Annotated in this window: 23 protein-coding genes and 2 pseudogenes; 21 read left to right on the forward strand and 4 right to left on the reverse strand. The window is 64.7% G+C overall.

Annotated elements, in window-relative coordinates:
* The first annotated feature begins 8 nt into the window (after positions 1–8).
* From H1204_RS08015 to H1204_RS08050, 8 genes and pseudogenes are all read left to right on the forward strand, one after another.
* Positions 9–923 carry a LysR family transcriptional regulator gene (locus tag H1204_RS08015; protein WP_180730682.1) on the forward strand — a complete coding sequence of 305 codons (915 nt, stop codon included), beginning with the start codon at positions 9–11 and terminating at the stop codon, positions 921–923.
* A gap of 131 nt (positions 924–1054) precedes the next feature.
* Positions 1055–1819, forward strand: a complete 765-nt coding sequence (locus H1204_RS08020; protein ID WP_180730683.1) for a sugar phosphate isomerase/epimerase — start codon at positions 1055–1057, stop codon at positions 1817–1819.
* 37 nt (positions 1820–1856) lie between these two features.
* Positions 1857–2819 carry a sugar kinase gene (locus tag H1204_RS08025; RefSeq protein WP_180730684.1) on the forward strand — a complete coding sequence of 321 codons (963 nt, stop codon included), beginning with the start codon at positions 1857–1859 and terminating at the stop codon, positions 2817–2819.
* Between the two features lie 131 nt (positions 2820–2950).
* Positions 2951–4231 (forward strand): MFS transporter, encoded by a 1281-nt coding sequence (locus tag H1204_RS08030; protein ID WP_180730685.1) that lies wholly within the window; start codon positions 2951–2953, stop codon positions 4229–4231.
* Positions 4232–4235: 4 nt separating this feature from the next.
* Complete coding sequence (locus tag H1204_RS08035; protein ID WP_180730686.1) at positions 4236–5204, forward strand: D-glycerate dehydrogenase; 969 nt, start codon at positions 4236–4238, stop codon at positions 5202–5204.
* On the forward strand, positions 5201–6259 hold the full coding sequence (locus tag H1204_RS08040; RefSeq protein ID WP_180730687.1) for a LacI family DNA-binding transcriptional regulator: 1059 nt from the start codon (positions 5201–5203) through the stop codon (positions 6257–6259). The genes H1204_RS08035 and H1204_RS08040 overlap by 4 nt, the downstream gene beginning before the upstream one ends.
* A gap of 100 nt (positions 6260–6359) precedes the next feature.
* Entirely contained in the window at positions 6360–7166 is an 807-nt protein-coding gene (locus H1204_RS08045; protein ID WP_180730688.1) for a YhfC family intramembrane metalloprotease, read from the forward strand.
* A gap of 53 nt (positions 7167–7219) precedes the next feature.
* Positions 7220–7584, forward strand: a pseudogene (locus H1204_RS08050) (DUF3022 domain-containing protein).
* Between the two features lie 31 nt (positions 7585–7615).
* Here H1204_RS08050 and H1204_RS08055 read toward each other — a convergent pair.
* Both H1204_RS08055 and H1204_RS08060 read right to left on the reverse strand, forming a co-directional pair.
* Positions 7616–8053, reverse strand: coding sequence for a PGDYG domain-containing protein (locus tag H1204_RS08055; RefSeq protein ID WP_180730689.1), 438 nt, complete (start codon positions 8051–8053; stop codon positions 7616–7618).
* A 191-nt stretch (positions 8054–8244) separates the two neighbouring features.
* Positions 8245–8757, reverse strand: a complete 513-nt coding sequence (locus H1204_RS08060; RefSeq protein WP_180730690.1) for a Spy/CpxP family protein refolding chaperone — start codon at positions 8755–8757, stop codon at positions 8245–8247.
* A 152-nt stretch (positions 8758–8909) separates the two neighbouring features.
* Between H1204_RS08060 and H1204_RS08065 the strand changes: the two genes are divergently transcribed.
* The 3 genes from H1204_RS08065 to H1204_RS08075 all read left to right on the forward strand — a co-directional run bounded on the left by H1204_RS08065 (position 8910) and on the right by H1204_RS08075 (position 11708).
* A complete protein-coding gene (locus H1204_RS08065; protein WP_180730691.1) occupies positions 8910–9794 on the forward strand; it encodes a LysR family transcriptional regulator in 885 nt (294 codons plus the stop codon).
* Between the two features lie 144 nt (positions 9795–9938).
* Positions 9939–10403 (forward strand): Lrp/AsnC family transcriptional regulator, encoded by a 465-nt coding sequence (locus tag H1204_RS08070; RefSeq protein ID WP_180730692.1) that lies wholly within the window; start codon positions 9939–9941, stop codon positions 10401–10403.
* A gap of 207 nt (positions 10404–10610) precedes the next feature.
* A complete protein-coding gene (locus H1204_RS08075; RefSeq protein ID WP_042314784.1) occupies positions 10611–11708 on the forward strand; it encodes a saccharopine dehydrogenase C-terminal domain-containing protein in 1098 nt (365 codons plus the stop codon).
* A gap of 162 nt (positions 11709–11870) precedes the next feature.
* On the opposite strand, the gene H1204_RS08080 is transcribed toward H1204_RS08075, so the two are convergent.
* Positions 11871–12491 carry an ATP-binding protein gene (locus H1204_RS08080; RefSeq protein WP_180730693.1) on the reverse strand — a complete coding sequence of 207 codons (621 nt, stop codon included), beginning with the start codon at positions 12489–12491 and terminating at the stop codon, positions 11871–11873.
* A 166-nt stretch (positions 12492–12657) separates the two neighbouring features.
* Here H1204_RS08080 and H1204_RS08085 point away from each other — a divergent pair, with 166 nt between their 5' ends.
* The 4 genes and pseudogenes from H1204_RS08085 to corA all read left to right on the forward strand — a co-directional run bounded on the left by H1204_RS08085 (position 12658) and on the right by corA (position 15056).
* Complete coding sequence (locus H1204_RS08085; RefSeq protein WP_180730903.1) at positions 12658–12903, forward strand: DNA-binding protein; 246 nt, start codon at positions 12658–12660, stop codon at positions 12901–12903.
* 19 nt (positions 12904–12922) lie between these two features.
* A pseudogene (locus H1204_RS08090) lies at positions 12923–13317 on the forward strand (type II toxin-antitoxin system VapC family toxin).
* Positions 13318–13406: 89 nt separating this feature from the next.
* Positions 13407–13880 carry a hypothetical protein gene (locus tag H1204_RS08095; protein WP_180730694.1) on the forward strand — a complete coding sequence of 158 codons (474 nt, stop codon included), beginning with the start codon at positions 13407–13409 and terminating at the stop codon, positions 13878–13880.
* A gap of 198 nt (positions 13881–14078) precedes the next feature.
* On the forward strand, positions 14079–15056 hold the full coding sequence (gene corA, locus H1204_RS08100) for a magnesium/cobalt transporter CorA (RefSeq protein ID WP_180730695.1): 978 nt from the start codon (positions 14079–14081) through the stop codon (positions 15054–15056).
* Positions 15057–15098: 42 nt separating this feature from the next.
* On the opposite strand, the gene H1204_RS08105 is transcribed toward corA, so the two are convergent.
* A complete protein-coding gene (locus H1204_RS08105) occupies positions 15099–15737 on the reverse strand; it encodes a LysE family translocator (RefSeq protein WP_180730696.1) in 639 nt (212 codons plus the stop codon).
* Positions 15738–16288: 551 nt separating this feature from the next.
* Between H1204_RS08105 and H1204_RS08110 the strand changes: the two genes are divergently transcribed.
* The 6 genes from H1204_RS08110 (at position 16289) to H1204_RS08135 (ending at position 24348) form a co-directional block, all read left to right on the forward strand.
* Positions 16289–17245: a sugar ABC transporter substrate-binding protein gene (locus tag H1204_RS08110; RefSeq protein WP_180730697.1), complete on the forward strand. Its 957-nt coding sequence runs from the start codon at positions 16289–16291 to the stop codon at positions 17243–17245.
* Positions 17246–17574: 329 nt separating this feature from the next.
* Complete coding sequence (locus tag H1204_RS08115; protein WP_180730698.1) at positions 17575–19161, forward strand: sugar ABC transporter ATP-binding protein; 1587 nt, start codon at positions 17575–17577, stop codon at positions 19159–19161.
* The gene (locus H1204_RS08120; RefSeq protein WP_180730699.1) at positions 19158–20204 is read left to right on the forward strand and encodes an ABC transporter permease; all 1047 of its coding nucleotides are present in this window, start codon (positions 19158–19160) and stop codon (positions 20202–20204) included. The genes H1204_RS08115 and H1204_RS08120 overlap by 4 nt, the downstream gene beginning before the upstream one ends.
* A 117-nt stretch (positions 20205–20321) precedes the next feature.
* Positions 20322–21365 carry a LacI family DNA-binding transcriptional regulator gene (locus H1204_RS08125; protein ID WP_180730700.1) on the forward strand — a complete coding sequence of 348 codons (1044 nt, stop codon included), beginning with the start codon at positions 20322–20324 and terminating at the stop codon, positions 21363–21365.
* A 75-nt stretch (positions 21366–21440) separates the two neighbouring features.
* A complete protein-coding gene (rbsK, locus tag H1204_RS08130; RefSeq protein WP_180730701.1) occupies positions 21441–22370 on the forward strand; it encodes a ribokinase in 930 nt (309 codons plus the stop codon).
* A gap of 229 nt (positions 22371–22599) precedes the next feature.
* Positions 22600–24348 (forward strand): methyl-accepting chemotaxis protein, encoded by a 1749-nt coding sequence (locus H1204_RS08135; protein WP_180730702.1) that lies wholly within the window; start codon positions 22600–22602, stop codon positions 24346–24348.
* Positions 24349–24616 lie beyond the last annotated feature (268 nt).

Below are 24616 nucleotides of genomic sequence, written 5' to 3' on the forward strand. Positions count from 1 at the left end.
TTATCGCCATGACCCCGGATCAGCTTATAACGTTCGCCGCCGTCGCCGAGCACCGCAACATCAGCCGTGCCGCGCTGGCGCTGCATCTGTCGCAGCCCGCCGTGTCCGGCCAGTTGCGGCAGCTGCAGGACGAGTTCGGCGAGCCGCTCTATTTACGCGACGGCCGCGGCGTGCGGCTGACGCCCGCCGGCGAGCAACTGGCCAGCTACGCCACGCGGCTGCGCGACACGTTCCGCCAGGCGTACGCGTATCGCGATGCGCTGCGCGGCATGGAGCAGGGCACGCTGCGTATCGGCGCGAGCACGACGCCCGCCAGCTATCTGCTGCCGTATCTGATCGCCGCCTTTCAGCGCCGCCATCCCGACGTGACCGTGCATACCGACGACGGCAACACAGCGGATATCGTCGGCGCGCTGGCGTCGTTCGATATCGCGCTGGTCGAAGGGCAGGTCGGCAGTGATCTGCCGCCGGATACGGCTGTGCATCCGTGGCACGAGGACGAGATCGTCGCGATCATGCCGCGCTCGCATCCGCTTGCGGCTGCGGGCTTGCAGGCCGTCACGCTCGCCGGACTGAGCGAGCACGCGCTCGTGCTACGGGAAGAAGGCTCCGGCGTGCGGCAACTGATCGAGCGCGCGTTCGCGCGCGCAGGCGTGCCGATGCGCGTCGCACTGGCAATCGCGGGCGTTGAAGGCGTGAAGGAGGCAGTGCGCGCCGGGATGGGCGTCGGCTTCGTGTCAGCGATGTCGATGCGCCACGAGAACGAGGCGCTGTGCCGCCTGCCGCTTGGCCCCGAGCCACTCACGCGGCAGTTTTCGATCCTCGTGCCGCACGCGAGCGCACCGTCGCGCCTCGTCGGACGCTTTCTCGAACTGTGCCTGAACGGCGATGCGCGGCCTGCGACGGGGGCCTCCGGCCGTTAGGGGATAACCACTATGGCGTGAGGCGCCGACGCGCGGCAGTATTCGCAGCTAGCGCCAAGGCGCTTTTTTGATATCCATCTTTGGAACCGATTCCAAAGGTCGTTTTTCAGCAATAAAGCAAGGTGGACGGCATGCCGGAAGTAGTTATCGTCGCGAGTGCGTTTGGGGCCGGTGCGATCCGCGAGGACGGTCATCACGCGTGGCTGAAGACAGCGGCGCAAGCGGGCGCGGCTGGTTTCGAAGTGCGGCGCGAGCTGTTTGCGCTGGAAGCGGAAGCGTCGGCGGAGGCACTGTCGGCGCTGGGCAAGTCGATTGCGGCGAAAGGCCTGTGGTCGGTGTACTCGACGCCCGCCGAGCTTTACGCGCACGACGGCGCGCTCAACGAAGCCACGCTGCGCGAGGCGCTGATCGAAGCGACGGCGCTCGGCGCGCGCTTCGTCAAGCTGCAATTGGGCGGTTTCGCGGGACGCGCGCACGGCGACGCGATCGCCAGGTGCACGAAGGGCATCGCGGCGCGGCTCGTGGTCGAAAACGGGCAACTGGAGCGCGGCGGCTCGCTCGCGCAGTTCGACGGGCTGTTCAACGCGCTCGCGAAGGAAGGCCGTCACAAGCTGATCGGCATGACCTTCGACATCGGCAACTGGCAATGGCCCGGCGTCGATCCCGTCGAGGCGGCGCACAAGCTTGCGGACCACGTCGAGTACATCCACTGCAAGGCGGTGGCGGGCGAAGGCGCGCGCCGTTTTGCCGTCGCGCCCGCCGCCGACGATCCCGTTTTCGCGGCCGTGCTGCCGCTCCTGCCGCGCAACGTGCCGCGCGGCATCGAATTTCCCTTCGACGCGGCGCGCATCGCCGAGGACGCGTCGCACCACGTCGCGCAGCTCGCGTCGATGTAAGACAGCGCGAACGCGCAGCGAATCATCAGGAGAAGCCATGCATCCGACACTCGATGTCATCACCTACGGCGAAGCGATGGCGATGTTCGTCGCAGCCGAAACGGGCGCGCTCGCGGGCGTCGGCCAGTTCACGAAGCGCATCGCAGGCGCCGATCTCAATGTGGCGATCGGCCTGTCGCGCCTTGGCTTCAAGGTGGGCTACATGAGCCGCGTCGGCGACGACTCATTCGGTCAGTACGTGCGCGATACGCTGACGAAGGAAGGCATCGACGGGCGTTGCGTGACGACCGATGCGCGCTATCCGACGGGCTTCCAGCTGAAGTCGAAGAACGACGACGGCAGCGATCCCGCCGTCGAATATTTCCGCAAGGGTTCGGCCGCCAGCCACCTGTCGCTCGACGACTACGTGCCAGGCTACGTGCTGCCCGCGCGCCATCTGCATCTGACGGGCGTCGCGCCCGCGATTTCGGCCAGTTCGCGCGAGCTTGCGTTCCATCTGGCGCGCGAAATGCGACAGGCCGGCAAGACGATCTCGTTCGATCCGAACCTGCGCCCGACACTGTGGCCGTCGCGTGAAGCGATGGCGGCCGCGCTGAACGAAGTCGCGACGTTCGCCGACTGGGTGCTGCCCGGCATCGGCGAGGGCGAGATTCTGACGGGTTACACGAAAGCGGAAGACATTGCGCAGTTTTATCTGGACCGCGGCGCGAAGGGCGTCGTGGTGAAGCTCGGTGCGCAAGGCGCGTATTTCCGCACGGCGACCGATTCGGGCATCGTCGAAGCGCAGCGCGTCGAGAAAGTAGTCGATACCGTCGGCGCGGGCGATGGCTTCGCCGTCGGCGTGGTGAGCGCATTGCTCGAAGGCCGCACGCTACCGCAGGCGGTGGCGCGCGGCAACCGCATCGGCGCGCTCGCGATTCAGGTGATCGGCGATTCGGAAGGCCTGCCGACGCGCACCGAACTCGATGCACTCGAAAGCGCCGACCCGCTCGCCGCCTGACGTTTCAACAGTTTCACCATTCAGCAGCACGACACGACAACAAGATGCCCGGCCGCGCAAACGCTCCGACGAGCAACACGCGGCTCAACAGCACGCCAACCGACCGCCTCAGCCAGTCACAGGAGACATTCATGTCCTCATCACTCGCGATTCGACGTTGGTGGACGATCATGCCGATCGTCTTCATCACGTACAGCCTCGCTTATCTCGACCGCGCGAACTACGGTTTCGCCGCCGCCGCAGGCATCAATCAGGATCTCGGTATCAGCAAGGGATTGTCGTCGCTGATCGGCGCGCTGTTCTTTCTCGGCTACTTCTTCTTCCAGATTCCCGGCGCGATTTACGCGGAACGCAAGAGCGTCAAGAAGCTCGTGTTCTGGAGCCTGGTGCTGTGGGGCGGCTGCGCGGCACTGACGGGCGTCGTCAGCAACATTCCGTCGCTGATGGTGATCCGCTTCGTGCTCGGCGTCGTCGAGGCGGCCGTGATGCCCGCGATGCTGATCTTCATCAGCAACTGGTTCACCAAGCGCGAACGCTCGCGCGCCAACACGTTCCTGATTCTCGGCAACCCGGTGACGGTGCTGTGGATGTCGGTCGTGTCGGGCTATCTGGTGCATTCGTTCGGCTGGCGCCACATGTTCATCGCGGAAGGCGTCCCGGCGATTGTTTGGGCCGTCTGCTGGTGGTTCATCGTGAAAGACAAACCCGAGCAGGTGAAGTGGCTGTCGGACGCCGACAAGAAACAGCTCGCCGACACGCTGCGCGCCGAGCAGGCCGCCATCAAGCCGATGCGCAATTACGGCGAGGCGTTCCGCTCGCCCGCCGTCATCAAACTGTGTGCGCAGTACTTCTGCTGGAGCATCGGCGTGTACGGCTTCGTGCTGTGGCTGCCGTCCATTCTGAAAAACGGTTCGTCGCTCGGTATGGTCGAAACGGGTTGGCTGTCGGCGCTGCCGTATCTCGGCGCAACGATCGCGATGCTCGCGGCGTCGTGGGCGTCGGATAAACTCAACAACCGGCGCGCATTCGTCTGGCCGTTTCTGCTGATCGGCGCGGCCGCCTTCGCGGGTTCCTATGCGCTCGGCTCGACGCACTTCTGGATGTCGTATGCACTGCTGGTGATCGCGGGCGCCGCGATGTACGCGCCGTATGGCCCGTTCTTCGCGATCGTCCCCGAACTGCTGCCGAAGAACGTCGCGGGCGGCGCGATGGCGCTGATCAACAGCATGGGCGCGCTCGGCTCGTTCGTCGGCTCGTATGTGGTCGGTTATCTGAACGGCGCGACGGGCTCGCCCTCGGCGTCGTATGTGTTCATGAGCGTCGCGCTGATCGCTGCCGTGATACTGACGCTTGCCGTCAAGCCGCAGCCGATGCAGACTCCGAAGCTCGCCACCCCGTTGCAAGGAAAGTGAATCGATGAAGCGAAAGATCGTCGCGTACAAGCCGCTGCCGGATGATGTGCTCGCGTATCTCCAGCAGCATGCCGAAGTCGTGCAGGCGGACGCCGCGCAGCACGACGCGTTCGTCGCCGCGCTGAAGGATGCCGACGGCGCGATCGGCGCGAGCGTGAAGATCACGCCGTCGATGCTCGACGGCGCCGCGAAGCTCAAGGCGCTGTCGACGATCTCGGTCGGCTACGACAACTTCGACGTCGCCGACCTGACGAAACGCGGCATCGTGCTCGCGCACACGCCGGACGTGCTGACGGAATCGACGGCGGACACGGTGTTCTCGCTGATCCTCGCGAGCGCGCGGCGCGTCGTCGAACTGGCCGACTGGGTGAAGGCGGGCGAGTGGCAGGCGAGCATTGGCCCCGAACTGTTCGGCGTCGACGTGCAGGGCAAGACGCTCGGCATCGTCGGTCTTGGGCGGATTGGCGGCGCGGTCGCGCGGCGGGCGGCGCTCGGCTTCAATATGAAGGTGCTGTACACGAACCGCAGCGCGAACGCGGAGGCCGAACAGCGCTACGGCGCCCACCGCGTCGAACTGGACGAATTGCTCGCGGCGTCCGACTTCGTTTGCCTGCAAGTTCCGTTGACGCCGGAAACGCGTCACATGATCGGCGCGAACGAACTGCGCAAGATGAAGCGCAGCGCGATCCTGATCAACGCATCGCGCGGCCAGACGGTCGACGAGAACGCACTGATCGAAGCCTTGCGGACGGGCACGATCCACGGCGCGGGCCTCGACGTGTTCGACAGGGAACCCGTCGATCCCAACTCGCCGCTGCTGAAAATGAAGAACGTGGTCGCGCTGCCGCACATCGGCTCGGCGACGCACGAGACGCGCCACGCGATGGCGCGCTGCGCGGCGGAGAATCTGGTCAGCGCGCTCGACGGCACGCTAAAGATCAACATCGTCAACCGCGACGTGCTCCCTCAATGAACATACCGCCGTCAGGCGCGCCGCGCCGCGCAACGATCAGCGACGTCGCCCGCGAGGCGGGCACGGGCAAGACGAGCATCTCGCGCTATCTGAACGGCGAGTTGAGCGTGCTGTCGCCGCAACTGCGCGCGCGCATCGAAGCCGCGATCGAACGGCTCGACTATCAGCCGAACCAGATGGCGCGCGGCCTCAAGCGCGGGCGCAATCGTCTGATCGGCATGCTGGTCGCGGACCTGACGAATCCTTATTCCGTCGAAGTGCTGCAAGGCGTCGAAGCCGCGTGCCACGCGCTCGGCTATATGCCGCTGATCTGCCACGCGGCGAACGAAGTCGACATGGAGCGGCGCTTTCTGCAACTGCTGACCACGTATCGCGTAGAAGGCGTGATCGTCAATGCGCTGGGCGTCAGCGAAGAGACGCTGCGGCCCGTCGGCGACGGTGGGATACCCGCTGTGCTGGTGGACCGTTCCGTCGACGGGCTCGTGACCGACATGGTCGGGCTCGACAACCAGGGCGCGACGGCGCTCGCGACGCGGCATCTCGTCGAACGCGGTTTCGACCGGCTGTGGTTCGTCGTGCAACCGTTCGAACACATCAGCTCGCGGCGCCAGCGCGAAGCGGCGTTTCACGAGGCACTCGAACAGTATCCGCAGGTGAGCGGGCGCACTGTCGTGCTCGAACTCGGCGACGCCGACGAACTCGAGCAGACCTTGAGCGCGCTCGATGCCGAACTCGATGCGGTGATTGCCGCGCATGAAGACCCTGCGCGGGCGGGCGTCGCGCTGTTTGCCGCGAATGGGCCGGTCGCGCTGGCGCTCGCGCGGCATCTGAACCAGCGGCATGGCCCGAACTGGCAGAAGCGCGTCGCGCTGCTGTCCATCGACGATCCCGAATGGGCCGAGCTGGCCGGCATCACGACGATTCGCCAGCCGACCTACGACATCGGCTATCGGGCCGTCGAGTTTCTGCATCAGCGCATCGTCGGCGAGCAGGCCAGCGCGCGCGATTGTCTGCTGCCGGGCGAGCTGATCGAGCGCGCGTCGACGGCGCGCTGATCCAGGCCAATCCGCGCCAATCCGCCGGCTTTCGGGCATCGCGCTTACAATGCGCGGCGAGTTCCGTACTTTCCGCCTGTAGAGCGCCCGTCACACGCCCATGTCCGATTTGCCCGTTTCCCCCATCACGCTTGCCTTGCTCGCCGTCGCGACGATCTTCGTCGCGCTGCTTCCGATCTATCTGTACCGCCGCTGGCGTGCGCCGTTCGCGTTGAACCGGCGCGATGCGATCGCGGGCATCGCCGTGTTCGCGCTGTCCGCGATGGTGATCGAGCGCGCGCTCAACGATTATCTGCTTCGCGAAAACGCGGCGACCAGCGAGTGGCTGTCCGACCCGCTGGCGTTCGTCGTCTATGGCGCGCTGGCCGCGGGCATCTGCGAGGAGGTGGGGCGCTTCATTGCGATGCGCTGGCTCGCGCGGCGTCAAACTGGCGGCGCGACGCACGACGCAGCGAAAGACGGCACCGCGCTTGCGTACGGTCTCGGCCACGGTGGCGCGGAGGCGTGGCTCATCGGCGTGATGGTGCAGGCGCAATGGATCGCATTCGGCGTGCTCGAAAATCGCGGGCAACTCGATACCTATCTCAGCAATATGCCGGCAGGACCGTTGATGCGCATCCATCTGCTGCTCGCGAGCATGTCACCGGCCATGGCGGGCGTGTTCGTGCTCGAACGCGTGGCGGCGCTGGTGTTTCAGATCGGACTGTCGGTGCTGATGTGGCGCGGCGTGCGTGCCGGCTGGCGTGCCATACTGCCCGTCGCGATCGTCGCGCATGCGTTGATCGATGTGCCGGCGGCAATGTCGCAGGCGGGAATGCTGTCGCTCGTGACCGTGGATGCAATTTATGCCGTCGCGGCGATCGCAGTGGTCGCCGGACTGATCCGGGTACACAAGCGCGCAGCATGATCTTCAACGCAGGTCAACAGATCAACAGAGTAAAAGGCCAGAGGCCAATCGACATGGAAGCCTATCAGTTTGAATGCGCGAACGCGGAGATCGAAGAACTCGCGCGCGTGATCAGCGATCTCTTTCCCGAGCAGACGCAGTTCATCGAGCGTGCCGGCGAGAACGGCGTGCCGCAGATCGTCGTGCATTGGGTTGCGATGCGTTTCGGTTCGACGGCGAAGCGTATGGAACTGACGGTTGCCATCGCACCCGCGGCGCTCGCGCGTTACCGCGCGATGCCACCGCGCGCGCGGGCCGCAGCTTCGCGATACTGCGCGCCTATGTGGAAGCGACGTTGGGATCGCTCGAAGAAGAGTACGCGGAAGGCAAGACCATACCGCGCGAAGTGACCGTCGAACTCGGCGACGAGTTCGCGTGAGCCAGGAGCCGGGGGCCGGGGAACGTCAGGTTCAGTCGGCGAGCCGGTAGACCTTGGCGAAGCGCGCGGCTTGCACGACGCCATAGTCGCCCGGCGCGTATTGCATGATCCAGTCGCCTGCCGTGCCCTTGAGGACGTCGCCGCCTTGCGCCGAGCGTGAGAGCGAGAACGCCTCGTCCATCCGCTTCGCGAGCACGACAGCGGGCCGATTGCGGTATGCGCCCGGCTCGCCATGTGCGAGCGCGGCGTCGGCGGGCAGGTACTTTGCGTCGAAGCGTTCGCGCGACACGACCCAGCGGTCGCCCGTCGAGCCCGTGATCAGCGCGTCGCCACGCGCGTAGCGGTTCGGTCCTTCGAGGCTCATCAGTTCGCCATCGCCCGCGGCGAATTGCACTGCGACGGTTTCGTCCTTGACGACGCGTTGCGCGGCCGGGTCGGTGAGCAGGTCGATGTTCTTGAGTTCGATCATGAGGCTAGATAACGCAGAGATTGACAGGGACGCGTAATGGAGCCCGTTAAGAGCCCAATGAGCGAGCATCGGTGCGACATGCAAACAGCATCGCAAACGCGGCGCAGGCGCGCATGATGCCAGATTCTTGCGGCGCTGATAAAAAAACGCCCGCCGGTCAGGGCAGGCGCTGTTTAACCAATCGATACAGGTTACGGCTTGACGGTCGCATCCGAAGCCGGCGCGGCCGGCTTGCGCGAACGATTGTGATGCGGCCGGCCTTCGGGCGACTGGCGGCGGAAGGTCGTGTCGGCCAGTTTCTTCTGCTCCGGCGAGAAGCTGTTGTACAGCGGCTCGAACGCGTCGACGAGCTTCTTCGTGCCGTCGGCATGCGCCTGGGTGATTTCGGCGTATTGCTTCATGTCGTCGAGCGCCGAGACGTTTGCGTTCGCGCGGCGTGCCTCGAACAGCTTGCCCATTGTTTCACCGTTGCTGCGCATGACGTCGGCGAACGTGTTCCACTGCGCTTCCTGCGCCGACGTGATCTTCAGTTGCGTATGCAGATAGGTGATGCGGTCTTCGACGCGCTGCTCGTGGCTAGCCTTGCCCGCACCCTGCGAAGCAGCCGACATGGCCGGCGCGGACGCGCCAGCGGGCGCTGCCGTCTGCGCGAATGCAGCGCTCATGGTCAACGCGGAAGCGAGAATAGCGAGAGTTTTTTTCATTGAGACTCCTGTTGTCTATTGGTATGAGACCAAAGCTGCACGATGTGTCGACGTCGACATCTATCATGCCGTGCGTTATTAGTATCACGTTATCGCTTCATTGCGTCTCTATTGCGACAACTGCTTACAACCGAAACGATCGGAAATAGCCGGTGGATAAATTCGTCAGCATGGAAGTCTTCGTTGCCGTCGTCGAAGCGGGCAGCCTTACGGCGGCTGCCGAGCGCTTCGATCTGTCGTCGGCGATGGTCGGCAAGCATATCCGCTCGCTCGAAACACAGCTCTCCACACGGCTTCTGACGCGCACGACGCGCCGTCAAAGCCTCACCGAAATCGGCCGCCAGTATTACGAGCAGTGCCGGCGCATTCTCGCCGACGTGAAGGCCGCGGAGTCGCTCGCGGAAGCGATGACGTCCGCGCCGCGCGGCACGCTGAAGGTAACGGTGCCGCTGACGTATGGCGTCGAAGTGTTCTCGCCCGCGATGACCGACTACCTGAATCAGTACCCCGAGGTCAGTCTCGAACTCGATCTGTCGAACCGCGTCTTCGATCTGGTCGAAGAAGGCTTCGATGCCGCCGTGCGGATTGGCCGCCTGCCCGATTCGAGTCTCGTCGCGAGGCCGCTGAAGCCTTACCGGATGCGCGCGTGCGCGTCGCCCGCCTATCTGCAACGCATGGGCACGCCGAAGACGCCGGCCGACCTCCTGCATCACGAATGTCTCGGCTTCCTGCATTGGGGACGCGAAGGATTGTGGCGCCTGGACGGCGATGCCGAGAGCGACTACCAGTTGCGACCGGGTCGCTTTCGCGCGAACAACGGCCAGGCGCTCAAGATGGCGGCGCTGCGCGGCTTCGGTCTGGTGCTGCAGCCCGAAGCGTTGCTCGCGCGCGAGATCGAGCAGGGCACGCTCGTATCCGTGCTCGAAGACTATCTGCCCGATGGCGCGCCCGTGCATCTGATCTATCCGCGCGACCGGCAACCTACGCCGAAGCTGACAAGCTTCATCGACTTCGTGATCGAACGCTTCGGCGTGTGATGTCGTCACTGCGGTCCTCACTGCGCCGCTTGCGCGATATGTGCAGCCCGCATGTATTCGCGCAAGCGTGCGCAAGGCGCATAATCCGCGTCATCGGCTCGCCGTGCGCGGCGAGCGTCCTCTCTCAACCTTGACCTTGAACCGATGAGACCACCGCGCCTCGATCAGCTCGACGAACTCGACCGCAACCTCGTCGCGCTGCTGCAAGCCAATGCGCGCGAAAGCGTCGCGAATCTCGCGCGGCAACTGGGTGTTGCGCGTACCACGGTGATCGCGCGGATTGCGCGGCTCGAAAAGACCAACGTGATCGCCGGCTATAGCGTGCGGCTCGGGCAGGACGTGCTCGACGCGAGCATGCATGCTTATGTCGGCATCATCATCGCGCCGAAGTTCGGGGCGGACGTGCTGAAGAAGCTCAACCGCATGCCGGAGGTGCAACTGTTGTGCGCCGTGAGCGGCGAGTTCGATTACGTCGCGTGGCTGCGCGCCGATTCGCCTGAGCGCCTGAACGATCTGCTCGATCAGATCGGCGGTCTGGCGGGTGTCGAGCGCACGACGACGTCGATCATCCTGTCGCGCAAGATCGATCGCGGGATGAGCAGTTCTTGAGCGTGTGAGCGTCGGTTTCGCGGCTGGCGTTTACGCGGTTTTGATATGTTTTCGACGAATCGACGAAACGCTTCGTCATTTCGTCGAAAATCATGGTCATTGCGCAGCACTTTGCGCCTATAAACCGACTCGCCTTCTCCATAAACTCTTGGGTAGAGGTTCGCTGCGGCGCGCCGACATCAACCAGAGAAAACAAAGGAGAAGCGCATGAAAGTTGCCATCGTTGGCGCAGGTCTGATCGGTCACACCATTGCGCACATGTTGCGTGAGACGGGCGACTACGAAGTGCTCGCGCTGGACCGCGATCAACACGCGCTCGACAAGCTGGCCGCGCAAGGTATCCCGACGCGCCGCGTCGATTCCGCCGACGCCGCCGCGCTGCGCGCCGAAATCCAGGGCTTCGACGCGCTCGTCAATGCGCTGCCGTACTACCTCGCGGTGAGCGTGGCGTCGGCGGCGAAGGGCGCGGGCGTGCATTACTTCGATCTGACGGAAGACGTGCGCGCGACGCACGCGATCCGCGCGATCGCCGACGGTGCCGACCACGCGTTCATGCCGCAATGCGGTCTCGCGCCGGGCTTCATCGGCATTGCCGCGCATGAACTGGCCAACCGCTTCACCGAAATCCGCGATGTGAAGATGCGCGTCGGTGCGCTGCCCGAGTTTCCGACCAATGCGCTGAAGTACAACCTGACGTGGAGCGTCGACGGTCTGATCAACGAGTATTGCCAGCCTTGCGAAGCGATCCGCGACAGCCGCACGCAATGGGTGCAGCCGCTCGAAGGCCTTGAGCACTTCTCGCTCGACGGTACCGAGTACGAGGCGTTCAACACGTCGGGCGGCCTGGGCACGCTGTGCGAGACGCTGTCGGGCCGCGTCGAGACGCTCGATTACAAGTCGGTGCGCTATCCGGGTCATCGCGACCTGATGCAGTTCCTGCTCGAAGACCTGCGCCTGTCCACCGACCGCGACACGCTGAAGACGATCATGCGCCGCTCGGTGCCGGCAACGGCTCAGGACGTCGTGCTCGTGTTCATCACCGTGACGGGTGTGCGCGACGGACAACTGGTGCAGGAAGTGTTCACCCGCAAGATTTTTGCGAAGACGGTCTGCGGCGTGCCGATGAGCGCGATCCAGATCACCACGGCGGGCGCGATGTGCGCGGTGCTCGATCTGTTCCGCGAGAAGAAGCTGCCGCAAAGCGGCTTCGTGCGTCAGGAGCAGGTGGCGCTGCGCGATTTCCTCGCGAACCGTTTTGGCCAGCTGTATGAAGGCCGCGCGCTCGATACGATGGCGACCGTCTGACGCGAGGCAGGAAAGCAGCCGGACCGAGGGCCAGTTTGACTGAGTGAGGCTTCAGAGAGAGCCGTTTGTGTATCAGGCAATAGCGATGCGGGCGTTCAACTTTCAACGGTTGACGCCCGCTTTGTCGTTTATCGCGTCGCGTTTGCGGGAATCGCGGACGGGTTACACAGGCATCGGCGGCAGCATCATGCCGGGCGGCTGCGGCGTCTGCACGATCCGCCCGAGCAGCGCGTCGTAATCGGCCGATGCGGGTGCCGTGTTGTCAAACATCAGAAGGCCGTCGCACGCGTCGCCCGTCGGCACGAAGCGGCGCTGCCGGTATTCGTCCCAATGCGCGAGCTTGTAGGCGTCGTTCGGATTGCCGCGTGCGGCGATCCGCTCGCGCGCCGTTTCTTCCTCTGTCGATACCCACACGACGTTGATGTTCACATCCCCAGGCACGCCGAGCCACGCGTGATCGAACAGCTTGCCCTCGCGCACTTCGTGCGACAGCGGGCCGACGGCGATCACGCCGATGCCGAGCCGGAGGTTCTCGGCGGCCGTGTCGAACAGCCCGCGATACTCCGGGTCGCGAAAGTGCTGCAGGAAGAGCGGGCTGTCGCGATCGTTCGGATCGCCCGTCAGCGCGCCGATCGCGGCCGCGCTGTAGACGCCGTAGAGCGTGTCCTTGTCGAGCAGGCAAAAGGCATGGCCGGTTGCCCTCATCAATGGGCCGATCAGCCGTTTGGCGAGCGTCGTCTTGCCGGTGCCCGCATGGCCACAGATAAAAACCAGATGCGTCACGTCGATGAATCCCGTGGTGAAGGTAAGAGGGCGGCACCGCCGTTCGCGAGCCGCAACCGATCTTGAATGGGATGGCGGCATGCCGCAACCCCTATGCCATTCGGCCAGATTGACTGCGCGAATCCGTTTGATATCATTGCTATCACACGTGTAGCGGGGAATGGAAATGGCAAATCTTTTGGTCCGAAATCTGGACGATGCGTTGGTGCAGAACCTGCGTGAGCAGGCCGCGGCTCACGGGCGCAGCGTCGAAGCAGAGCATCGGGAAATCCTGGCGCAGGCGCTCTTTCAGCCCAGGAAGCTCAGCTTCGCGGAATTGCTGATGAGCATGCCCGACGTCGGCGACGACGCCGACTTCGAGCGCCGCAATGACGAAACTGACGATAGCGGGGGACCGGGTGTATTTGATTGATACCAACGTAATCAGCGAAATGCGCAAGAGCAGCCGCGCCAATCCTGGCGTGCAGGCTTTTTTCGAAACGGCGAAGGAAGGCGGGCATCGCCTTTATCTGTCTGTCGTCACGGTCGGCGAGCTGCGGCGTGGCGTCGACCTGATCCGGCATCGGGCGACAAGTTCCAGGCGTTGCGCCTGGAAGGCTGGCTCGACACGATCATGAATTCGTTCAGCAGCCACATCCTGAATGTCGGCACTGACGTCGCACAGACGTGGGGCCATTTGCGCGTGCCGGACCCCGAGCACTCGCTGGACAAGTTGATCGCGGCGACGGCCCTGATCTACAACCTGACTGTCGTGACGCGCAACGTGGCAGACTTCGATGGCACGGGCGCACGGGTGCTGAATCCGTTCCAGCTTCTCGACGCATGACCTGTCCTGCGTAGCGGCGGGCAAGGGCGCATGACGGCAAAATCAATCGACCAGCAGGGAAGGCGAACCATGCAACGGGGAGACGAACGATGACACGCACGCAAAGCCGCGCGTCGCGGGCAGCGAGCAAGGTCATGGCGGCGGCTTCAGGCGCTGCCGTCGCGGCCATGACGGCCGCGCTTGTCTCCGGCTGTGCAGCAACGCCCGCCGACAAGGTGCCGTTCAAGGACGTCCCCGCCGATCGCATCGTCAAGCAGGGCTACACGCAGCCAGGCACCGACAAGGTCGCCGTCGACCTACGTCGCGAACGGAGCGATAACGTGATCGTGCGGTTTCGGGACGCACTCGTGTATGTCGACGGCGAGCGGGTCGCGGACATCATGAACGGCGAGCACATCGTTCTCTGGCTCACGCCCGGCACACATCGCATCGGCGTGTCGACGCAGTTCGATCCCGTCGTCGAGATCAACTTCATCGTCACGCCCGACAGCCGCTATTCGAATCGCGCCAGCGTCTCGTTCAAGGACGATCACCGTATCATGCTGCGGCGCGTCGCCAATTGATTGAAGGTCCGTGAGATGAACCGGGCTCGGCGCGGCGTTGACAATTCGACACAGCGTATCGGTTCAACTCCACGTAACATCGCAGCTTGACACCGCGCGCCTTTGCATTGGACTGCGACCCGACGGAGACATCGGCTCGCCCATCGCGACTAACCATTCGTAATCCGCAAAGCCGATTCGTATTCAAGGTATTCAATCATGCTGATCAACTGCGCCGCGTACCAGGACGGCCGCAAACTGGCCGATATCGAAATCGACGACATCAGCGTCTATGTCGCCAAACCCGAATGCTTCGTCTGGGTCGCTCTGAAAGATCCCGGCCCCGGCGAACTCGAAGTCATGAAGCACGAATTCGGGCTTCATGAACTGGCCGTGGAGGACGTCCGCCATGGCCATCAGCGTCCGAAGATCGAGGAGTACGGCGACTCGCTGTTCGCCGTCATGCACACCATCGAAACCGACGACGACGGCGAATTCGTGATCGGCGAAGTCGATGTGTTCGTCGGCTCGAACTATGTGCTGTCGGTGCGGCGCGGCACGCGTCACGGGTTTCAGGAGGTTCGCGCGCGTTGCGAGCGCGAGCCGCAATTGTTGAAGGAAGGGTCGGCGTTCGTGCTGTACGCGCTTGCCGACAATGTCGTCGACCGGTACTTCCCGATTCTCGAAGCAATCGGCACCGAGATCGAGGAAATCGAAGACCGTATCTTCGACAAACACGACCTGGCCTCGTCGCGCGGGATCATCGAAGACCTGTACTCGTTGAAGCGCCGTCTCGTGATGCTCCAGCATCACATCGCGCCGTTGCTCGAAGGCATCAGCAAGCTGACGGGCGGGCGTATTCCCGCCATCTGCGTCGGCATGCAGGCGTACTTCCGCGATGTGTACGATCATCTGGATCGCAGCGTGCGGACCATCGAAGGCCGCCGTGAAATGATCGTCACGGCCATTCAGGTCAACCTCGGCATGATCTCGCTGGCGGAGAACGAGGTGACCAAGCGGCTCGGCTCGTTTGCCGCGCTGTTCGCCGTGCCGACCATGATTGCCGGCATCTACGGGATGAACTTCCAGGAGATTCCCGAACTGCACTTCAAGTACGGTTATCCCATCTGCCTGCTGGTGATGCTGCTGATCGACTTCGGGCTGTATCGCGGCTTCAAGAAGGCGAACTGGCTTTGACGCACGCGGGTCGCCTTGACGAACACCTCAGCGCGAAATGCCTCAGCGCTTCGTCAATGCGAGCCGCACACCCAGGCCGATAAAGCCCGCACCAATCACCCGGTCGATCCACCGCCGCACGGAAGGCCGCGAGTTCACGGCGCGCGCCGCCGTCGCGGCGAGCCACGCGATCACGCAGTCGTTGAAAAGCCCGAGCGTCACGAACACGGCGCCCAGCACGAGAAACGCGAGCGTCGTGTGCGGGCTGTCGGCGCTGACGAATTGCGGGAAGAACGCGATATAGAACAGCAGCACCTTCGGGTTCGACGCGTTGGTCACGAAGCCGCGAAACAGCAGCGTGCCGCGCGACAGACGCGGCGCGCCCGGCGCCGCTTCGCCCGTGACCACGGCGGCCGCCGTGGGCCACAGCATCCGCAAGCCGAGATACATCAGATACGCGGCGCCGATCCACTTGATCGCATTGAAAGCGCCCGGCGACGCAGCCAGCAGCGCCGTGATGCCAAGCGCGCACGCGACGGTATGCATGCAGCCGCCGAACGCGACACCCAGCGCGGAAAGCATGCCCGCGCGCCGTCCCTGGGCGATGCTCTGACCGGCCACGTACGCAATGTCCGGCCCGGGCGTCAGATTGAGCACGGTGACGGCGACGAGAAACAGCGGGAACTGGCTGATACCCAACATGACAACCTCATGGCAACTCAGCAGACGAATAGACGGCCAGTCTCGATGCCAGGCGCAATGGCAAGCGACGACCGAACCCGTTCGGATCATGATACCCACGTCCCATCTGTTGCGCAGATCCCGATGGCAAGCGCTATTTAACTTGCAGCACGCGCAATTAAGCGCCAGCATATGCGACCTGCTTGCCACATAACTTGCGGCTCGCGGGAAGATGGGGAAGCAGTAGTAAGGCAATACCGGCGCGTTTCAGCGCCGTGCACGACGAACGCCGCTGCGAACAGGACGCGAGCCTTTGCACAGGCCGCGTCGTCCGCACAGGCCGACCCACGCAGAACAAGCGAGCCATTCTTGCAACGACGACATTCGCCGTACCGCCGAAGCTTCACGGCAAGCCGTGCGTCCAGCCGCGCGCTGCACGTCGCGGCGCGCTGTGCAGCGCAGCACTGTCAATCGTTGACACTGCGAACAGGCGCCGCCGAGAATAGCGCTCGCAAACGTTTGCGGACAATCAAAAAACGGGCTCACACGAGTCCAACAACTGGAGATACTGCATGAACCAACGCATTCGCCGCCGCGTTTTGACCACCGCCGTCGTGCTCACGGCAGCCGCCGCGATGCCGTTCTCGTCGGCATGGGCCCAGGCCGCGAAGAAACCCAAAGTCGCGCTCGTGATGAAGTCGCTCGCCAACGAGTTCTTCCTCACGATGGAAACAGGCGCGAAGGACTACCAGAAGCACAACGCCAACCAGTTCGACCTGATCACGAACGGCATCAAGGATGAGACCGACACGGCAAACCAGATCCGCATCGTCGAGCAGATGATCGTATCGAAGGTCGATGCGATCGTGCTCGCGCCGGCCGATTCGAAGGCGCTCGTGCCCGTCGTCAAGAAGGCGGTGGACGCGGGCATCATCGTGGTGAACATCGATAACCGGCTCGATCCCGATGTGCTCAAGTCTAAGGATCTGAACGTGCCGTTCGTCGGCCCGGACAACGCGAAGGGCGCCGAGAAAGTCGGTGACTATCTGGCCAAGAAGCTGAAGTCGGGCGACGAGGTCGGCATCATCGAAGGCGTGTCGACCACGACCAACGCGCAGCAACGCACGGCCGGCTTCAAGACGGCGATGCAGAAGGTCGGCGCGAAGATCGACTCGGTGCAATCGGGCGAGTGGGAAATCGACAAGGGCAATGCAATCGCATCGTCGATGCTCAATGCATATCCGAACATCAAGGCGCTTCTATGCGGTAACGACAACATGGCGATCGGCGCGGTGTCGGCCGTGCGCGCGGCGGGCAAGCAGGGCAAGGTCTACGTGGTCGGCTACGACAACATCAACGCGATCAAGCCGATGCTGAAGGATGGTCGCGTGCTCGCCACGGCTGACCAGTACGCGGCCAAGCAGGCCGTGTTCGGTATCGACGTCGCGCTCAAGGCGATTGCCGAGCACAAGAAGCAGTCGGATCTGTCGGGCGTCGTCGAAACGCCTGTCGATCTCGTCACGAAGTAACGGCCCGCGCGGGTGTCGGACGGCACGCTGCCGGTGGTGCGTGCCGGCCCCGCGCGAATGTTAACCAAACGCTCAAGAAATTCGCCGAGCCGCCGTTATGCCAGAGGTAAGCGTCATGACGGCGGGCAACTCGCGCGACGATGAGGACGGACAACGCGCAATCCGAAGCGTTCTGCTTCGGCATGCGCAGGGTTTTGTGCCTCGCTTGTGCGTTGTGTGCGCGCTTTGCCGCATGACTTGCGCGGCCGCCGCCCAGCGCCGCCTGACGTGATGCCGGCCTTGCCGGGTTCGCGCAGGCGCCGTGCGGCGGCTACGAGATCTGGATCACGATGGCATCAACCGACCAAGAACCATTGCCTGCCGTGCTGTCCGTGAAGGGCATAGGCAAGACCTACGTCGAGCCTGTGCTGGCCGACGTCTCGCTGGCGTTGCACGCCGGGGAGGCGCTCGCGCTGACGGGCGAGAACGGCGCGGGCAAGAGCACGCTGTCGAAGATCGTCGGCGGGCTGGTCGATCCGACGACGGGCACGATGCAGCTCGAAGGCAAACCGTATGCGCCCGCGAGCCGCACGGAAGCGGAAGCGCTCGGCATCCGGATGGTGATGCAGGAACTGAATCTGCTGCCAACCTTGTCGGTCGCGGAGAACCTGTTTCTGAACCGTCTCCCGCGCAACGGTTTCGGCTGGATCGATCGCGGCAAGCTTCGCGAGGACGCGCGCGCGGCGATGGCGCAAGTCGGGCTGGAGGCAATCGACCCGGACACACTGGTCGGCGAGCTGGGCATCGGTCACCAGCAGATGGTGGAGATCGCGCGCAACCTGATCGGCGATTGCCGCGTGCTGATTCTGGATGAGCCGACGGCGATGCTGACGGCGCGCGAAGTCGACCTGCTGTTCGAGCAGATCGACGCGCTGAAGGCGCGCGGCGTCGCGCTCGTCTATATCTCGCACCGGCTCGAAGAACTGGCGCGCGTGGCCGAGCGGATCGCCGTGCTGCGCGACGGTAAGCTGGTACGCGTCGACGCCATGGCGAATCTGACGAGCGACCAGATCGTGACGCTGATGGTTGGGCGGGAGATCGGCGAGCGGATCGATCTGGGCGTGCGCAACATCGGCGCGACGCTGTTGAAGGTCGAACGGATGAGCCGCGCGCCCGTGGTGCGCGACGTGTCGTTCGAGGTGAAGGCGGGCGAGATTTTTGGGGTCAGCGGACTGATCGGCGCGGGACGCACGGAACTGATGCGGCTGATCTACGGCGCCGACCATAAGGATGGCGGCACGGTATCGCTGGCGGCTGCGCCGGGTGCCGCGCCCAGTCCCGTGCAGATCGACACGCCTGCAGACGCCGTGAAGCACGGCATCGCGCTGATCACGGAAGACCGCAAGGGCGAAGGTCTCCTGCTGCCGCAGCCGATCGCGGCGAATGTGTCACTGGGCAATCTGCGCAGTGTCGCGCGGCATGGCATCGTCGATGCGAAGCGCGAGAATGCGCTGGCGAAGAAACAGATCGACGCGATGCGCATCCGCACGTCGGGGCCGGCGCAGCCGGTCGGCGAGCTGTCGGGCGGCAATCAGCAGAAAGTGGTGATTGGCCGCTGGCTCGCACGCGATTGCAGGGTATTGCTATTCGACGAACCGACGCGCGGCATCGATGTCGGCGCGAAGTTCGATATTTATGGATTGATGGGCGCGCTGGCTCGTGATGGGCGCGCGCTGGTGGTCGTGTCGAGCGACCTGCGCGAATTGATGCTGATCTGCGACCGGATCGGCGTGATGTCGGCGGGACGCATGACGGGTGTGTTCAAACGGGACGAGTGGACCCAGGACGCGCTGCTCGCGGCGGCATTCGCGGGCTATCGCAATCGCGAGGCGCTGCTGCACACGCACGACACCGACGAGGGAGAAACTCAGTCATGAACGACCAACGGGTCACAGACAAGGATTCGACGGGAAGCGCCGGCGCCGGTACATCGACGCCCGCCGCCGATCCGTCGGCGCCGCTCGCAAGCGGCAAGCCGGCGGGCACGCGTCTGGGCTTTTCGAATTATCTTGGCCTGATGGGCGCGCTGATCGCGATGATCGCGCTGTTCTCGGTGCTGAGCTCGCATTTCCTGACCTACGAGACGTTCGTCACGATCGCGAACCAGATTCCCGATCTCGTCGTCATGTCGGTGGGGATGACCTTCGTGCTGATCATCGCGGGCATCGACCTGTCGGTGGGCTCGGTGCTGGCGCTCGGCGCGTCGGTCGTGAGCGTCGCGGCGCTGAAGTGGCAGTTCGGTCCGTTTGCAGCGGCCGTGCTGGGCCTCGCCGCGGCGGCGCTGACTGGCACGGTCACGGGTGCGGTGACGGTGGGCTGGCGGATTCCGTCGTTCATCGTCTCGCTCGGCGTGCTGGAAGCAGCGCGAGGGCTGGCGTACCAGATGACGAACTCGCGCACCGCCTATATCGGCGACGCGTTCGACTTCCTGTCCAACCCGATCGCCGTCGGCATTTCGCCGGCCTTCCTGATCGCGGTGGCCGTGATGATCGTCGCGCAACTGGTGCTCACACGCACGGTGTTCGGCCGCTATCTGGTCGGCATCGGCACGAACGAGGAAGCGGTGCGGCTCGCGGGCGTGAATCCGAAGCCGTACAAGGTGATCGTATTTGCATTGATGGGCGCGCTGTCCGGGCTCGCGGCGCTGTTTCAGATTTCGCGTCTGGAAGCGGCCGACCCGAACGCGGGCGCCGGGGTGGAGCTGCAGGTGATCGCGGCCGTCGTGATCGGCGGCACGAGTCTGATGGGCGGGCGCGGTTCGGTGATCAGCACGTTTTTCGGCGTCTTGATCATTTCGGTGCTGGCGGCGGGTCTCGCGCAGATCGGCGCGAACGAGCCGACCAAGCGGATCATCACGGGCGCCGTGATCGTGGTCGCGGTTGTGCTGGACACGTATCGCAGCAGGCGCAAACGCAGTTGAAACAGGGGCCGCCGTGGCGCGGGACGGCGGATACCCAGTAAGAACTAACGAGAGCAACGCGGATGCAGCATGAGCTGCATTGGCCAGCAGTAAGAACAGGCAGGGGGTTTTCAGCTTATGGCGACGATCAAGGATGTGGCGGCCATAGCCGGCGTGTCGTTCACGACGGTGTCGCATGTCGTGAACAATACGCGGCCGGTGTCGGCGGATGTGCGCTCGAAGGTCGAACTGGCGATCCGCCAGCTCAACTACGTGCCGTCTGCCGTCGCGCGGTCGCTGAAGGCACGCTCGACGGCGACGATCGGGCTCGTCGTGCCGAACAGCACGAACCCGTATTTCGCGGAAATGGCGCGCGGGATCGAGGATGGTTGCGCGCGCAATGGCTATTGCCTGTTCTTCTGCAACTCGGACGACGATCCGGCGAAGCAGCGCAATTATTTGCGGGTGCTGCAGGAAAAGCGCATCGACGGGTTGATCGTCGCATCGGCGGGCGACGACGCGACGCTCGCCAAGACGCTGGCCGATTCGCGCGAGCCGCTGGTGATCGTCGACCGGAATATCGAAGGCATATCAGCGGATCTCGTGCAGATCGACCACGAAAAGGGCGCCTATCTCGCCACGCGCCATCTGCTGCAGCTCGGGCATTCGAAGATCGGCTGCATCACGGGCCCCGTCGAGACGGCCGTCAGCGCGATGCGCGTGCACGGCTTCATCCGCGCGATGGCGGAGCGCGGCATCGAGATCGCGCCGAATGGCATCGTCGAAAGCGACTTCTCGGGCAGCGGCGGCTACCGCGCGGCGGGACAACTCTTCGACACCGTGCAGCCGACGGCAATCTTCGCGGGCAACGACATGATGGGCATCGGCGCGCTGCGCGCGGCGGCCGAGCGCGGCCTGCGCGTGCCGCAGGACTGCTCGGTGATCGGCTTCGACGACATCGAACTGGGGCGCTTCACGTACCCGGCGCTGTCGACGGTCGGCCAGTCGGTGCGCGCGCTCGGCGAAATGGCGGCGCAGACGCTGATCGAGCGGATCAGCGGCACGCCGGCGGGCACGCCCACGGGCGCCGCGTTCCGGCGCCGTGTGATCGCGCCGCGGCTGATCCTGCGCGAGTCGACGGCGGCTTTTGCGGGCGCGCGTCGTGGGGTCAAGGCGGCCTGAGCGCAGCCGTGGCGCACGCATGACGAATGCGGGCGCTACGAGGCGGCGCCCCGTTGGCAACCACAGGAGGCAACCGTGGCAACGAATGAAGCGCGCGCGTACGTAACCGTGGTCGGCAGTCTGAATATGGATCTCGTCGCGCGTGCGCCGCGCCTGCCGCAGCCGGGCGAAACGCTCGCGGGCCACGCGTTCGCGCAGGTCGCGGGCGGCAAGGGCGGCAATCAGGCCGTCGCCGCGGCCCGCCTCGGCGCGCGGGTGTCGATGCTCGGCTGTGTCGGCACGGATGCGAACGGCGCGCAACTGCGCGCGGGCCTCGAAGCGGAAGGGATCGACTGCGCCGCACTGGAAACGAGCGCAACCGCGCCGACGGGGGTCGCCCTCATCATCGTCGACGACGGCAGCCAGAACGCGATCGTCATCATTGCGGGCAGCAACGGCGAACTGACGCCCGCGACGATCGCGCGGCATGAGGCCGCGCTGGCAGCGGCGCAGGTCGTGATTTGCCAGCTGGAGACGCCTCCCGCCGCCGTGCATGCGGCGCTGGCCGCCGCGCGACGGCTCGGCAAGACCGTCATTCTCAACCCCGCGCCGGCAACGGGCCCGCTGCCCGCAGACTGGCTGCCTCTGATCGACTATCTGATTCCGAACGAACTCGAAGCCGCGACGCTGACGGGCTTGCCCGTGTCGTCGCCGGACGAGGCCATCGCCGCCGCTGACGCATTGCGCCGCGCGGGCACCCGCAACGTGATCGTGACCCTGGGTGCGCAGGGCGTCCTGGCCGCGCTCGGTGAGGCGGCGCCACAGCATTTCGATGCGCCGCGCGTCAAGGCCGTCGATACGACGGCTGCGGGCGACACGTTCATCGGCGGCTTTGCCGCGCAACTGGCGCGCGGCGCGGATGTCGCCGACGCGATCCGCTTCGCGCAGCGCGCCGCATCGATTTCGGTGACGCGCGCCGGCGCGCAGCCGTCCATTCCTACCCGCGCCGAAGTCGGCAAGGCCTGACGCTGGCGACGCTCGAAGCCAACGGGCGCAGCGTCGCCCGTTGCTGTTTGTAATACTTACAAGCCCTTCCAGACTATTTCATTAGACCATATAGAAGCTTCAAGTCTTCCGTCGATGTGCCGTAAACGCAGTCAGAGCGCCATGATCCATAGCAAACGGCGCCGCGCACAACCACCGCATACGCAATGCGTTACCCCGCGCCTCACATCGACATCTCACAGGAAGAAGCATGAACAAGGGCATCACCATCAAGGCGCGAATCGGCCTGACGATGGCATTTCTCGCCGCGCTGCTGGTCGCGATCGGCCTTCTCGGGCTGTTCGGCCTGAGCCGCTCGAACGAATCGATGCGCGACATGTACACGAACCAGATGCCTGGCGCCGTCGATATTGGCAACGCAGAGATTTACGCGGCGCGCGAGCGTCTCGCGCTGGATCGCGCGGCGTTCATGATCGGCACGCCGGAAGCGGCTTCGACACTGGAGCGCGCCCGTTCGATGCGTACGCTGTCGGATGAATGGTGGAAACGCTATCTGTCGCTGCCGCGCGACAGCGAAGAAGATCGCCTCGCGCAGGACGCATCGAGCAAGCGGGACGCGCTGCATCAGGTAATGGAGTCCTTCTACGCAATCGTTAGCGCAAACGATCAACCTAAAGTCCTCGACGGCGCGAAGCGTCTGCAAGCCGCCTACAACGATCTCTCCACGTCCGACGACACGCTGCGCAAATTCCAGTTCGAACAGGCGAAAGACGGCTTCGACAGGGCGCAGTCGAGCTTCTCGACGTTCCGTGTGTTCAGCATCATCGGGCTCGCCGCGGGCGTGCTCGCCGCGCTGTTCTCGTACTTCACGCTGCGTGGCGCAATTGCGCGGCCGCTGTCGGATGCGCTCGGGCACTTCGATGCGATCGCCGCGGGCGATCTGCGCCGTCCCATCGTCCCGACCTCGCGCGACGAAATGGGCCAGCTGATCGAAGGCATCGGCAAGATGCAGCGCAGCCTGACGGAGACCGTGCGTTCCGTGCGTGCGGGCAGCGAGTCGATCGCCACGGCCACGCGCCAGATCGCGGCGGGCAATATCGACCTGTCGTCGCGCACGGAAGAGCAGGCTTCGGCGCTGCAGGAAACGGCATCGAGCATGGAAGAACTCACGGGCACCGTGAAGCAGAACGCCGACAATGCCCGCCAGGCGAGCGCGCTCGCGGCGAATGCGTCGGATATCGCCAACAAGGGCAGTTCGGTGGTCGGCCAGGTGGTCGGCACGATGGGCGACATCAACCAGAGCTCGGCGAAAATCGCGGACATCATCGCGATCATCGAAGGCATTGCGTTCCAGACCAACATTCTCGCGTTGAACGCGGCCGTCGAAGCGGCCCGCGCGGGCGAGGAAGGCCGCGGCTTTGCGGTGGTCGCGGGCGAAGTGCGCAGCCTTGCGCAGCGCTCGTCGGCGGCGGCCAAGGAGATCAAGGAACTGATCGATACGTCCGTCGAGCGGGTGCAGGCGGGCTCGGCGCTCGTCGACGAAGCGGGCCGCACGATGACGGAGATCATCAGCGCGGTGCAGCGCGTGACGGACATCATGGGCGAAATCGCAGCGGCATCCGAGGAACAGAGCAGCGGCATCGACCAGGTCGCCCGCGCCGTCACCCAGATGGACGAAGTGACGCAGCAGAACGCGGCGCTCGTCGAGGAAGCGGCGGCGGCGGCGTCGTCGCTGGAAGAGCAGGCGGCCAAGCTGCGCACGACCGTTTCCGTGTTCCAGGTCGACGAGTCGGGCGGCACATTTGCCGCTTCACCGGCGAAGCGCGCCACGCGCCACGCCGCGCCCGTCAGCGCGCCCCGCAGGGTCGCGCCGTCGATGCCCGCGGTGAACCCGGCGCCCGCCGCGCCGGCCGCTGCGCCCGCATCCGCGCCCGCCCGTGCGGCAGCGGCGCCGCAAAAAGCGGCGGCAACATCGGATGCGGATTGGGAAACTTTCTGACGCACCAAAACTGGGCTTGCGAGGCGGCATGCGCCGCCATGCGTGAGCGAGCGCTTCGTCCGCTGGCGCGGACGGTTGCGTGGTGATGCAGAACCGGGACGACTGACCCATGCCAGGGCAGTCGTCTTTTTCTTTTTGGCGCACGCCGAACCCGACCCGGCGTGTAATTGTTCCGGTACATTGACGAACGCGGTGGCTAACCAGCCGCCCGATGTCGTCATGCATCGTCCCACGCCGCATGACAGCATGCAGTCGGTATGACGTGAAG

It is taken from the genome of Paraburkholderia sp. PGU19, from assembly GCF_013426915.1.
In the GTDB taxonomy this organism is placed as follows: Bacteria; Pseudomonadota; Gammaproteobacteria; order Burkholderiales; family Burkholderiaceae; genus Paraburkholderia.